Source organism: Sphingobacterium cavernae (genome assembly GCF_008520265.1).
In the GTDB taxonomy this organism is placed as follows: domain Bacteria; phylum Bacteroidota; class Bacteroidia; order Sphingobacteriales; family Sphingobacteriaceae; genus Sphingobacterium; species Sphingobacterium cavernae.
This window is the reverse complement of record NZ_VIQM01000116.1, coordinates 24,095-37,593: the sequence shown is the minus strand read 5'-3', so window position 1 is coordinate 37,593 and position 13,499 is coordinate 24,095. Positions and strand designations below refer to the sequence as shown.

Annotated in this window: 12 protein-coding genes and 1 tRNA gene; 6 read left to right on the top strand and 7 right to left on the bottom strand. The window is 36.0% G+C overall.

The features are described 5' to 3' along the window. Positions 1-81: 81 nt before the first annotated feature. On the top strand, positions 82-1,035 hold the full coding sequence (locus FLS47_RS17795; protein WP_149915669.1) for an acetyl-CoA carboxylase carboxyltransferase subunit alpha: 954 nt from the start codon (positions 82-84) through the stop codon (positions 1,033-1,035). Positions 1,036-1,188: 153 nt separating this feature from the next. Here FLS47_RS17795 and istB read toward each other — a convergent pair whose 3' ends face one another. The 3 genes from istB to FLS47_RS17780 all read right to left on the bottom strand — a co-directional run bounded on the left by istB (position 1,189) and on the right by FLS47_RS17780 (position 6,745). After that, positions 1,189-1,938, bottom strand: a complete 750-nt coding sequence (gene istB / locus FLS47_RS17790; protein ID WP_149915668.1) for an IS21-like element helper ATPase IstB — start codon at positions 1,936-1,938, stop codon at positions 1,189-1,191. A 59-nt stretch (positions 1,939-1,997) separates the two neighbouring features. Beyond that, positions 1,998-3,563 carry an IS21 family transposase gene (gene istA / locus FLS47_RS17785; RefSeq protein ID WP_149915667.1) on the bottom strand — a complete coding sequence of 522 codons (1,566 nt, stop codon included), beginning with the start codon at positions 3,561-3,563 and terminating at the stop codon, positions 1,998-2,000. Between the two features lie 317 nt (positions 3,564-3,880). After that, positions 3,881-6,745: a M16 family metallopeptidase gene (locus FLS47_RS17780; RefSeq protein ID WP_149915666.1), complete on the bottom strand. Its 2,865-nt coding sequence runs from the start codon at positions 6,743-6,745 to the stop codon at positions 3,881-3,883. 93 nt (positions 6,746-6,838) lie between these two features. Between FLS47_RS17780 and xerD the strand changes: the two genes are divergently transcribed. Further along, entirely contained in the window at positions 6,839-7,732 is an 894-nt protein-coding gene (gene xerD / locus FLS47_RS17775) for a site-specific tyrosine recombinase XerD (protein WP_149915665.1), read from the top strand. Positions 7,733-7,769: 37 nt separating this feature from the next. Here the strand turns inward: xerD and FLS47_RS17770 are convergent. Beyond that, positions 7,770-7,843 (bottom strand) — tRNA-Arg (locus FLS47_RS17770). A 162-nt stretch (positions 7,844-8,005) separates the two neighbouring features. Between FLS47_RS17770 and FLS47_RS17765 the strand changes: the two genes are divergently transcribed. The 4 genes from FLS47_RS17765 (at position 8,006) to FLS47_RS17750 (ending at position 10,474) form a co-directional block, all read left to right on the top strand. Then, positions 8,006-8,830: an alpha/beta fold hydrolase gene (locus tag FLS47_RS17765; protein ID WP_149915664.1), complete on the top strand. Its 825-nt coding sequence runs from the start codon at positions 8,006-8,008 to the stop codon at positions 8,828-8,830. Between the two features lie 65 nt (positions 8,831-8,895). Beyond that, a complete protein-coding gene (locus FLS47_RS17760; RefSeq protein WP_149915663.1) occupies positions 8,896-9,660 on the top strand; it encodes a hypothetical protein in 765 nt (254 codons plus the stop codon). Positions 9,661-9,818: 158 nt separating this feature from the next. Then, entirely contained in the window at positions 9,819-10,112 is a 294-nt protein-coding gene (locus FLS47_RS17755) for a type II toxin-antitoxin system HigB family toxin (RefSeq protein WP_149915662.1), read from the top strand. A gap of 5 nt (positions 10,113-10,117) precedes the next feature. Continuing rightward, on the top strand, positions 10,118-10,474 hold the full coding sequence (locus FLS47_RS17750; RefSeq protein ID WP_149915661.1) for a helix-turn-helix domain-containing protein: 357 nt from the start codon (positions 10,118-10,120) through the stop codon (positions 10,472-10,474). A 59-nt stretch (positions 10,475-10,533) separates the two neighbouring features. On the opposite strand, the gene FLS47_RS17745 is transcribed toward FLS47_RS17750, so the two are convergent. The 3 genes from FLS47_RS17745 to FLS47_RS17735 all read right to left on the bottom strand — a co-directional run bounded on the left by FLS47_RS17745 (position 10,534) and on the right by FLS47_RS17735 (position 13,497). Then, complete coding sequence (locus FLS47_RS17745; protein ID WP_149915660.1) at positions 10,534-11,778, bottom strand: sulfate adenylyltransferase subunit 1; 1,245 nt, start codon at positions 11,776-11,778, stop codon at positions 10,534-10,536. An 85-nt stretch (positions 11,779-11,863) separates the two neighbouring features. After that, on the bottom strand, positions 11,864-12,754 hold the full coding sequence (gene cysD, locus FLS47_RS17740; protein WP_149915659.1) for a sulfate adenylyltransferase subunit CysD: 891 nt from the start codon (positions 12,752-12,754) through the stop codon (positions 11,864-11,866). 44 nt (positions 12,755-12,798) lie between these two features. Beyond that, positions 12,799-13,497: a phosphoadenylyl-sulfate reductase gene (locus tag FLS47_RS17735; RefSeq protein ID WP_149915658.1), complete on the bottom strand. Its 699-nt coding sequence runs from the start codon at positions 13,495-13,497 to the stop codon at positions 12,799-12,801. Between the last annotated feature and the right edge of the window lie 2 nt (positions 13,498-13,499).

Sequence of the window (13,499 nt, the reverse complement as noted above, 5' to 3'; positions counted from 1 at the left end):
TTAACTGCAGCTTGAAAAACTGTTTTAATTTAACTAAAAAATACAGTAACTTAGCCAGAATAAACTACAGTGTTATTTTATATGAATACGTCATTTGATTTTGAAAAGCCGATTGCAGATTTGCAAACACAAATAGAAAAAGTTAATCAGGTAGCTGAGAAAACTAAAGTGGACATGAGTGCTACGGTACGTGAGCTGGAGGAAAAACTAGAGCAAACAAAAATAGATATATACAAAAATATGACTGGGTGGCAAAAAGTACAGATGTCAAGACATCCAGAAAGACCACAAACTTTTGACTATATCGAAATGATCTGTGATGAGTTCGTAGAATTACATGGTGATCGTACTGTAAAAGATGATAAAGCTATCATTGGTGGATTTGCGTCTATCGGCGGACAATCTGTAATGGTAATCGGCCATCAAAAGGGAAAAAACACCAAAGAAAGACAATACCGTAACTTTGGTATGGCAAATCCTGAAGGATATAGAAAAGCCTTGCGATTGATGAAGATGGCTGAAAAATTTAATAAGCCTATTGTTACCTTAATTGACACAATGGGTGCTTATCCTGGATTAGAAGCTGAAGAAAGAGGTCAAGGTGAAGCTATTGCGCGCAACCTATTGGAAATGTCTGTGTTGAAAGTTCCTGTAATCTGTATCGTAATCGGTGAAGGTGCATCGGGTGGTGCATTAGGTATTGGTATCGGGGATCGCGTATACATGATGGAAAACACATGGTATTCGGTAATCTCACCAGAATCATGTTCTTCGATATTATGGAGAAGTTGGGATCATAAAGAACGTGCTGCAGAAGCATTGAAGCTAACGGGTAATGATATGTTAGCAAACGGCTTAATCGATGGTATTATCCCTGAACCAATGGGTGGCGCACACCAAAATCCTGAAGAAGCAGCAAACAATGTAAAAGCTCAGATTTTAGCAGATTTAACCATTTTAGGTGCTAAAGATTCGGATACATTGGTTACAGAAAGAATAGATAAATTTAGTAAAATGGGTGTTGTAAACGAATAAAAGTAAGTTAACCACTTTACATATAGCACAAAAGCCTTCAAATATTATGAAGTTGTAAATGGAAAATAAGAATGCAGCAAAATTGGTAATTTGGAGTGCAGCAAAAATGGCAATAATAAATACACAATCCATTTCAAAAGTATGCTATAAAATTTATTTGTCCAAGAATGATTTTCTATTCTGCAATCTATAGCTTTCTCCTGTTAGATTTATGACTTCGCACCGAAACAAAATTCTATCTAAGAGTGCCGTTGCAATCACCTCATCTTCGAGCATTTTAGCCCATTCAGTTGGTTTCTTATTAGTGGTTACGATAATAGATGTTGATTCATATATTTGATTAATAAAATTAAAGAAGCCAACTGCAACATTTTTTTCTAAAGGGAAAAGCATAACATCATCAATAATGATTAGGTTGGCTCGTACCATCTTTTTGTATTCTGCTGTTTGCGAACGTACGAAGTCCTTGGTTTTTAAGATAGAGACTATTTCTTCCATAGTTCTAAAGTATACATGATACCCGGCCTTTACAGCATCCTTAGCTAATCCTGCCGCTAGCATTGTTTTTCCTGTACCACTTGGTCCCATAAGAACTAAGTTAAAGAGTTGATCTATCCAGTTAAGCTCTCTAAGTGTGGCTAGTCTTTTATCAGTAAGTCCATTACGTTTAGCATCATAGTTTGATAAATCGTTATTACGGGGAAGTGAAGCAGATTTCATACGTCTAACTTCATCTCTTTGTTGGCGATGTTGCTGCTCTGCTTTCAACAATCTTGTTAGGAGTTCTAGGTAGCCAATGTCTTCACTTTCAGCTGTAGCTATTATTTGATCCAAATTTGCAGCAACCGCTGAGATTCTGAAGTCTGAACAAAGTTGTTTTACCAGTTGTTTTTGATTTTCCATTGTTATTATTTTAGTAGAGTTATTAGTTTTTCCCTGCCGTATTACCGACAGGGATATTATTAGTTGTTACCAAAAAGTAATTCATAATCAGTTAAATCACTTTTCTGAGGTTCTAGTTCCATTTGGGTGTTATTGCTTGCTGAAAGTGGGTTAAGCCTGATAATTTTGGTTTCCAGTTCCGGTTTATGGTTTTTTTCTGAGCGGATATAATCTAGATAAGCTTTAAAGTCCGTTGCGCTTAGTATATTATTAGCATGAACGTAATCTAATGCACGTGATATATCAAATGCATTATTGTTTTCTATGACACGCTCAATCATTTGTATCTGATCACGTATATATCTTTTTTTATGGAGTTTTATCGCAATTAACCATTGCTGAGCTTTTTCTATATTTTCAAATAAAGAAGCTGTTTGATAAATCAGTTCTGTTACCTTTGGCTCCATATTACGGCCATGAGTACGCAGAATGATCTTTTTCCCTTTTAAAGCTGAAACTTCATGTACGCAGATTTCTTTTCCTGAGAGCTCTGCAATGTGTAATTTGCCATGCTGCTCGCTAAGGTGGACTTTAGTAATACCAGCGTTATATGTGCCAATTGGAACACTATAGAAATTACCCTTATAAGACACCTTATTATCTTTATGAACAGCGTAAATCTGTTTTTGCGGTGGGTTGGGAAGCACTTGGTGATACTGTTCTAAAAACATCTGCTCTTTAGCAAGTTCTTCTAGTGGAATAAGTTTGGTTGTACCATGGGGCAGATTGTTGGCCGTACGGTGCAGCCAGGCTATACATTCATCATTAAGCGTTTCAAGATCACGATATGGCCTATTATATAGAAAGTTCTGCTTTACATATTTAACTACGTTTTCTACTTTACCCTTGCTTTGGGGATCGGATTTTCGACAAAAATGAAGCTTAATTCCACGCTCTCGCACATAATTCGAAAACTCGGAAGTGAGTACTATGTCACCTAGGTTTTCAGAGACGATAAACAATCTGTCCTGATCATAAACGATTTCTTCAGGCAGACCAGCAATAAACTGAAAAGCTTGTTCATGTGCATCAATAACCATTGCCGTGGTAAAAGGAATATCACTAAACAAAATGAACTTATAACGGCTGCGCGATAGAATGAAAGTAAAGAATTGTACTCTCTTTTGCTTATTTGTTGTGGTGGTCATATTATAAAAACCAAAGTCTACCTGAGCTTGACTACCGTAAGGAAGCTCTTCAACCATCTGAAAATCACGAGCAGAGCTCACTTTAGGAATATTGAATTCCGCCCGAATGCCTTGTACAAAGTTGAATACTGTTTTGGCACTAACTGAGGGAAAGTCAGGGTGTTGTTCTTTAAGCCAATCAAACATTTGTGCGGCAGAAGTATCATGGTAGAGCTCCAGTTTTTCCCGTACAAAATCTCGAAAGGGATCAAGAAGTTTTTTCTTAGAAATAGGCCGTTCTAGTTCTTTTTGGTAACTTCGGTCGTCTTTGGATAAGAGCTTTTTTACCGTGCGCCAATTCAGTCCTAAATGTTCTGAAATTTTTCGTATCGAATTACCTTCTCGATACATTTTGTGAACCTCATGATAGGTCATAAGTTTATTTAAATAATAGTTCATAATTACTTTGTCTTATTGCTACGACAAAGCTTGTTTTTTCTTTTGGAACTCTATGTTCCAAAAGATGAACTATGTATTTATTATTGCCAATTATGCTGCACTCTTTATTGCCATTTATGCTGCACCATTCTTGCCATTTTTGCTGCACTCATAATTACCAAAAGTTGTGTATTCTGAATTACCGATTACAGAAGGCTTTTATGTTTTGTAGAAAACAGGCATTTGATTTTGGATCATTGCGGATAACTTCTCGAATTATTTGACCAAAAAAATGCGGAGTTTGTTGCTCCGCATTTTTGGTATTTAGATTTGTCTTATTAGTTACTTTCTTCGGGTAGAAGAATAAATTTAAACAAACGATTTTCTTTTAAATATTTCTCAGCAACAGCTTTGACAGAAGAAACACTCACTTTTTTAACAGCTTCTAAATATTTTAAAACTGCAGTAGGATCCTCTTTCAATCGGTAAGCTCCAGAAATTTCACCCATCCAGTAGTTATTCTCTTTCAAATCCAACTCATACTGACGAGTTTTTTCAATAATGAATTTATCTAAATCGACTTGTGTAGGACCATCTTTTTTGATTTTGTTTACTTCGTCAAGCGCTGAATTAATCAAAGCTTGGTATTTGTCTACACTTGTTCCGAAACCAATATTGAACGTATATCTGCCCGTTGGAAATTTAGAATAAGAAGTGGAAGCTCCAGTACCGTAGACTCCACTTTCATCCTCGCGTAGACGCTCCAACAATTTGATTGTAAGAACAGATTCTAAAGCGTCCATGCTATTGTTTTCGTCCTCAGAATAGCTGTAATCGCCCATGAAAGCCATGCTCACTTGTGCTTTTGCTTCTTTACCTTTCTTCACAACTACCTCAAGACCTTTTGCTGGTGGCAATATCTTCAAATCTCTAGCTTCTTCCAGATTATTCGATGCAGGCAATGATGCTAAATACTGTTCCAAATAAGGTTTGATTTCTTCTTCGGTAAATGAACCTACGATGGTGAAAGTAAAACCAGAAGCATCAGCAAATCTTTCTTTGAAAATCTCTAAAGTCCTTTCTTTAGAAATAGATTTGATTTGTTCAGGTGAAGCATTGTTTTTGCGAATATTATCACCATACAGCGCCTTGTTGATTGCAGTTCTATAAACGAATGCTGGATCGCTGTCTCTATTTTCCATAGATGCCACTGTTTGCGCGATGATACCTTGGAAAATATCCTCATCAAGACGAGGCTGCGTGAAATACCCGTGAATCAGTTCAAAAGCAGTTGTTAAACCCTCTTTGTCTGTACTTCCCGAAATACCTTCAAATCTTTCATTGATATATGGCGAAATACGAACATTCTTGCCTGCAAGGTATTTACGTATTTCAATAGCGTTCAATTGACCTACTCCCGATGCCCCCACAATTCCCGATGCATTAGATGCGTTGAAATAATCTTTGTCATCGTATAACGAATGACCACCTTCGCTGAAAGCTGAAATAAGGATTTGGTCATTTTTAAATGTTGTAGGTTTTAAAATCACCTTCACACCATTACTCAGTGTCAATTCTTTACTTCCGATTGCATCGATAGCTTTTACAGACTTAACTGTTCCTTTTATTGGCTCTGCTGATAATAAAGGTAAATCAGAAACTTGATCTTCATACGCCGTTAATAACTCTTTGCCTACAGCATCAAACCAATTGGTTACAACAGATTCTGTCGGCATTTTATCATTATCCTTTTCTGGACCAACAATTATAATATCACGGTTGGTTTCTGCATAATATTTATTACCTATTGCTTCTACTTCTTTCAAAGTCAACGTTGGCAACAATTGCTTTGTTAAATGATATTCATCCTCTACGCTCAACGCAGCATCTCCTTTTAAGAAATGACTTAAATAATTGTTTACATACGTATCAGATTTTACTTTATCACGTTCTTGGTACGCCATTTCATTGCTTTTACTGTACATTGAAATAGCACGTTGGAATTCTCCTTCTGTAATACCAAATTTTTCAAATCGCTTAAGTTCACGCACCACCGTCTTCATACTCTCTTCCAATTTCTCTGGCTTCGGAACAACGGCAAGCGTCATGCTGTGAAACAGATTCATGAAATCATCAATTGATATAATAGACTGTAAGAATGGAGCGTCAGGTTTTTGGGCAATTTCGCGCAATCGTGCATTGATGACCTGATTGAAAACACCTTCTAAAAGTGAAGTGCGGTAGTCAGCAACCGTTCTAACTTTGGTGTCGGGATGTTTGATGATAATACGTGCCACAGTTTGTGGCATTTCTGCGTCAGTAATTACTTTGAATTGATTTTTGTTTAACAAATCAATTCCAAAATCCTTTCTTTCAACAGGTTTTTTAACCACTTTCATATCCGAAAATAAGCGTACCACTTCCTTTTCGATTGCCTGCGGATCAATATCTCCTACGATAATGATGGATTGCAAATCCGGTCTGTACCAACGGTCTTTGAAATCGCGAATGAGTTGGTGATCAAAACCAGTAACCACTTCCTCTGTTCCAATAGGCAAACGTTGCGCATACAATGACCCATTAAACAACAAAGGCAACATCTGGTCTTGAATACGTTGACCAGCACCACGACTACCGCGCATTTCTTCCATAATAATACCACGCTCTTTGTCTATCTCGTCTGATTGCAACATAGCATCCTGTGCCCAATCGCGCATCACCTGTAAACCATTTTTTAATAATTCAGGATCATCCGATGGAATTGGCAATTGGTAAACAGTTTCGTTGAAACCTGTATACGCATTTAAATCAGATCCAAAACGAACACCTGCTTTTTGTAAATAGTCTATTAATTCATTTTTCGGAAAATGTTTAAGACCATTGAAATTCATATGCTCTAAAAAGTGCGCCAACCCTCTTTCTTTTTCCGTTTCCAGAATTGAACCAACTTTAATACCTAAGTACATAGTTACACGTTTCTCAGGTTCTGTATTTTTGCGGATATAATATGTAAACCCATTCTTTAATTTACCTACCTTCACATCCTTATCAAATGGTAAAGGTGCAGACCACGCTAAAGTGTCTTGACTTAATATGCTTCTTACTTCAGTAGAAAGCGTTGCATTAAAATTAGATTTAGCATGCAACGAGCCAAATGTGGCAGGCAATAAAAATGCTACTGCTAGAGGTTTTAAAAATTTCATTAATTTAGAGCGTTAAATATTATACAAATTAAATATTAATAATTGGTAAGAAAAACTTTAACATATATTTTTTATATTTTTTAAGAATTTTGGATGGATTGGAATAGTTTATTGAGAGATTTCAAAAAATTTTTGGCTTTTGAACGTAATTTATCGAAAAATTCTATTTTCGCCTACATCAATGATGTGGAGAAATTAAAAATATATTGTGAAGACAACGTTATCTCCATAGACAAACTAACGACTAAAGATTTTCAAAACTTTCTTGTTTGGATCAATGCATTCAATATTTCCCCTTATTCTCAAGCGCGTATTATTTCTGGACTAAAATCTTTTTTTAATTTCTTACAGCTGGAATACAACCTAGAAAACAATCCAGCCGCGTTAATTGAAACACCTCGTCTTGAGCGTAAAATTCCTGATGTATTAGATGTAACAGAAATTGACAACCTAATAAACGCCATTGATCTTTCGCAAGCTGAAGGCACACGCAATAAAGCCATGCTAGAAGTATTATATGGCTGTGGACTCCGTGTTAGTGAATTAATAAATTTGAAGATTTCAAATCTGCATCTTGAAGTCGAATTTATTAAAATAGAAGGTAAAGGAAATAAAGAGCGCCTAATCCCTATTGGACACCAAGCCCGAAAATATCTTAAAATATATTTGGAAGAGGCACGCCCTCACCTACCTATCAAAACTGGCAATGAAGATTTCGTCTTTTTAAATCGTCGCGGCGCACCTTTATCACGCGTTATGGTATTTATTATCATCAAAGATTTGGCGGCTAAGATAGGCTTGAATAAAAAAATAAGCCCACATACATTCCGTCATAGCTTTGCATCGCATTTAGTCGAAGGAGGTGCAGATTTACGCGCTGTACAGGATATGCTCGGTCATGAGAGTATTACCACCACCGAAATCTATACACATATAGACAAAGATTATCTGCAATCTATTATCACGCAGTATCACCCAAGGTCATAAAACAGAAAAAGCATCTAGTAAACTAGATGCTTTCTTGTGCACTCCAAGGGAGTCGAACCCCTAACCTTCTGATCCGTAGTCAGACGCTCTATCCAATTGAGCTAGGAATGCTTTTATCTTCAACTTTCTGACTGTATGTCGTTCCGTTTTGGTGATGCAAATATGAGGAGATTTTTATTTATTTCAAACTTTTTCTCATATTTTTTCTACTTTAGACGCGAATTTATAGGTATATTGTTGATACATAAATAAATAATTTTCACTAACATTTATATGGCAGAGCGCTCAATTCGATCTGGAAAAGCTCAGATTCACGACATAAACATTTCATACTATATAAAAAAGGCTACAGAACCCGAAGAAAAGGTCATAATATTTATACATGGGTTTCCTTTCAACAAAAATTCCTGGAAGTATCAACTCGAATCTCTCGAAGATAATATCACAGGTATTGCCATCGATGTGCGTGGGCATGGGCTGAGCACGGCTGGCCATGGATTTTTTAGCATTGATGTATTTGCTAAAGATTTGGAAGCTTTCATTGACAAGCTCGAATTGCAAAAGGTAGTACTTTGTGGCGTGAGCATGGGTGGTTATATCGCATTACGTGCTTATGAACACTTCCCCGAAAAAATCGCAGGATTAATACTTTCGGACACACACCACAGAGCTGACGACAATGCAGGCAAACAAAAGCGTTTTGATAGCATACAAGCGATTTTACGCTATGGTCGTAGACCATTTGCCATTGCTTTTATTGATAACCTTTTTACGAAGAAAACTATTCAAGAAAACGAAGAAGTCATAGAATTAATCAAAAGCAGTATTCGTCGTAATTCTGTTCGAAATATCTGCGCAACACAATTGGCATTAGCCTCACGAACAGATTCGACAGAACTGCTTTCCAAAATAACAGTTCCTACCCTAATTATCCGTGGCGAGCAAGATAAAATCACCCCAAAAGCGCTAATGGAAGAATTGCATCAAGGTATCAAAAATTCAGTCTTCGTTGAAATCCCAAATACTGGTCATCTTCCAAACTTGGAAGATCCTTTAGCTTTTAATAGAGAGTTGAATGGATTTTTGTTGGAGAAGTAGACAAAAACCTTAAAAATTAAAATCTCAATGTATAGAAATTAAATCTAATTCCAATAAATATTATAATGTCCAGTAAAGTTATATTACTTAATGAGACGATAACTATTAGCCATGAATTCAGAAATTTAAGCGGCCATGAATTTTCCTTGCAAGATCTTCCAATGCACGATTATGACGAAAGTGTCAGATTATATAGTATGCATTTTTGTGAATTAGAAGATTTAGAAGATATTTGGAATAAGGGAAACACACTTATTGCTCTATTAAATGGAGGATTAAATCTGTATTTACGAAACTCTGATAGACAAATAAATGTTTCTGCAAATTGTATTACAGATCCTTTTTTAATGACTACCCTATATATTTCCAGAAGGGAAGATTTCACTTGGACATACCCATTTTCTAATGAAGAATTACAAAGAAATTTAAATGAGTCAAATTTCTCTCCATCAGATCATTTTTTAAATAGATTAATCAATTTATCAGTTGAACATGAAGATGTTTTTGAATTATTGATTCTTAATTCATTAGAACGTAATCTAACTAATCTATATAAACTATATGAAACGATTGAATTCTACTTTAAAACTGCATTAAGCATAAAATTATCTAATGGATTACAGGAATATGGAATTACAAAATCGCAAATTAGGTCTTTTATACAAACTGCAAATCATGGGAACTACAATATTTTTGATCTTATATCATATGATGTAAGACATGGAAGAAATAAACAACCAAATAATTTTAGAATAATGAGGATATACGAAGCAACTACTTTAATTCAATCTATCTTATCAGCTTACCTCACTATTAAATATGATGTATAGACTAACCCCAAAATCACTTCTACTATTGGATTTTGGTTGTTAAATCCAATGGTTTTGTAATAACACTTCTCTTTTAAACTTAACAATAATATCCAAACTGCAACAATAAATTTCCCATTTTGGGAAATTACAACTATATTTGTTTAAAATAGAAACACTTGAGAGTTATAGCAAAGAAAATATTACGTGAGTTTTGGGAAAAACATTCAGATTGCGAACAGCAACTGAAATCGTGGTACGCTGAGGCTGAAAAAGGGACTTGGAAAAACTTGAATGAATTAAAGCTTGAATATCCAAGTTTAAGTGTTTTAGAAGATAATCGCGTTTGTTTTAATTTAAAGGGTAATCATTATCGATTGATTGTTAAAATCAATTTCAGTTATCAAATGATTTGGATTCGCTTTATAGGCTCTCATGCCGAATATGATAAAATAGATGCCAACAAAATTTAAAAGATATGAATGTAAAACCTATCAAAACAGAACAAGATTATATGGAAGCATTAGAAAGATTAGAAGTAATTTTTGATGCTAAGCCAGGAACGAAAGAAGGTGATGAATTAGAAATCTTAGGAATCTTGTTGGAAAAATATGAAAATGAAAACTTTCCAATTGAACTTCCTGACCCTATTGAAGCTATAAAATTCCGTATGGAGCAATTAAATTATTCGCAGAATGATTTAGCGGAAATTATCGGTTTAAAAAGTAGAGCTAGCGAAATCTTAAACAAGAAAAGAAAATTATCATTAGAAATGATTCGAAAATTAACAGATAAATTACATATTCCATCTGAAGTGCTAATCCAAGCATATTAACAACAACCCCCAAATAGCTTCCACTATTTGGAGGTTGACTTATAAAAATCTAAAGAATCTTACAATAACTCTTCTACCGTCAAAGCACCAACTGTAAGGTTATTACGTGGATCAATAATAATAGCACGAGCATTTGCTGGGAAATCACGGTTTAAATCAAAAACAACTTCCTCAGCAGCTTTAACGGACACACGACCAATATCATTTAATCGAATATCTTCATCGTAAATACGTTCTTGCGTATTGACATCAAACTTGTATTGTACTTCAGGAATTTTGATTTTGGTGACTTTGGTTTGATTTTGTAATAAATACACTTGATTTGTATCCAAAGCTTTATTTTCAAACCATGAGATATTTGCTTCAAAACCGCGTTCGGCATGAGCAGGTTTATTCGCTGACACGATAAAATCACCACGCGAAATATCTACATCATCTTTTAGATGCAAGACCACCGATTGACCATCATGCGCAGCTTGTAATTCTTTTTGATCTAACTCTATCCGTTCAATGGTTGTTTGTACACCGCTAGGCAAAATCACCACAGACTCTCCTACTTTTACGCCTTCACCAATCACACGACCTGCATAACCACGGTAATCCGGATAATCTTCCGACTGTGGACGGATTACCCATTGCACCGGAAAACGCCACGTATCGACATTGCTTTCCTCGAATTCAACTTGCTCTAGGTATTCCAACAAAGTTAATCCATCATACCAAGCGATACGGGAAGATTTGTCAACTATGTTATCCCCTTTCAATGCCGAAACTGGAATGAAATCAACATTTTTCAACTTAAGGTTTTTTGCTAATTGCAAATAGTCAGCTTTAATAGTTTCATATACATCCTCCGCATAATCAACCATATCCATTTTGTTGACACAAACCAATACTTGTTTTAGCGATAAAAGCTTCGCAATAAAAGAGTGACGTTTCGTTTGTTCGATTACACCTTTTCGTGCATCAATAAGGATAATAATTAAATCCGAGTTGGACGCTCCCGTAATCATGTTACGCGTATACTGGATATGCCCAGGCGCATCCGCAATAATGAACTTACGATTTTCCGTTTGGAAATATTTGTACGCCACATCAATAGTGATACCTTGCTCGCGTTCGGCTTTTAGACCATCGGTCAAGATTGCCAAATCCACAGTTCCATCATCGTTCTTGCGATTCGCCTTTTGGATAGCCTCCAATTGGTCATCCAAAATCGAGTTGGTATCATATAGCAAACGGCCAATTAAGGTACTTTTTCCATCGTCAACAGAACCAGCCGTGATAAATTTTAGAATATTCATTTTTATTTAGAATTGAGTATTGAGATGTGAGTATTGAGACAATTACATAGTCTAATATCTCATTTCTAACATCTATAAATCTACTTTAAAAATAACCTTGTTTTTTACGTTCTTCCATCGCTGCTTCGGATACTTTATCGTCCATACGGGCACCACGCTCACTCACAGTTGAAGCTTTGATTTCTTCGATAATATCGTCTAATTCTGTAGCAACAGAACCTACAGCAGCTGTACATGTCATATCCCCTACTGTTCTGAAACGCACAGATTTATGTTCTACCAGATCATCCGAATCAATATTTAAACATTCCGCTGCAGCCATCCATTGCCCATTGCGCCACACTACATCACGCTCGTGACTGAAATAGATTGAAGGCAACGCGATATTTTCACGTTTGATGTAATTCCAAACATCCAATTCCGTCCAATTAGAGATTGGGAAAATACGAACATTCTCTCCTTTATGAATTTTACCATTAAAGATATTCCAAAGTTCTGGTCGTTGACGCTTAGGATCCCATTGTCCAAACTCATCACGAACCGAGAAAATACGTTCTTTCGCTCTTGCTTTCTCTTCATCACGACGTGCACCACCGATACACGCATCAAAACCATTTTTTTCAATAGTATCCAAAAGTGTAACCGTTTGTAATGCATTACGGCTTGCATTTTTACCTTTTTGCTCGATTACTTTTCCTTGATCAATACTATCTTGCACCAAGCCGACAATTAACTTTTCACCCAATTGCTCCACCAACCAATCTCTATATTGTATGGTTTCTGGAAAATTGTGTCCCGTATCTATATGTACCAACGGAAAAGGGAATTTGCCTGGTCTAAAAGCCTTCTTAGCTAAATGAACTAATGTAATACTATCTTTTCCACCTGAAAACAAAAGTGCAGGATTCTCAAACTGCCCTGCAACCTCTCGCAGAATATAAATGGCTTCCGCCTCCAAATGATCTAAATAATCCATTCTTAACCCTTAATCGTATATATTTTCTATCTTATGTATCTATTTTATTTGCTGGTAACATGCAAGCCACATTCTTTCTTGCTCTTATCTTCCCACCACCAGCGTCCAGCACGAAAATCTTCACCAGGTGTCACAGACCGCGTACAAGGCTGACAGCCAATGCTTGGAAATCCTTTGTCGTGCAAAGGATTATAAGGTACATTATACTGCTTTAAATGAGATTCTACATCGCTTAATGTCCATTGGAATAAGGGATGAATCTTTATAATTTGATTCGCTTCATCCCACTCTATAAAATCCATATCTTCACGATTGGCAGATTGTTCTGCACGAATACCGGTTACCCAGATTTCGTAACCTTGAATCGCACGTTTTAATGGCTCAATTTTACGAATGAAACAACATTCTTTTCTATTCTCTACACTTTCGTAAAAGCTTGATGGTCCTTTTTTAGTGACCATTTCCTCTACTAAAGCCGCTTGCGGATAATACGCCTTTATCGGTAATTTGTAACGTTCTAAAGTTCTGTTCCACACGTAGTAAGTTTCTGGAAATAAACGTCCAGTCTCCAAAGTGAAAACATCGATCTTCCCACCTGCATCAGCAATTAACTGCGTCAGCACCTGATCTTCTATACCGAAAGATGTTGAAAAAACCGCTCTATTACCATAATTATCCGTCATATATTGGATAATTTGTGCAGCATCCAAACCTTGTAAACTTGCTCTCAAATGATCAATCATAC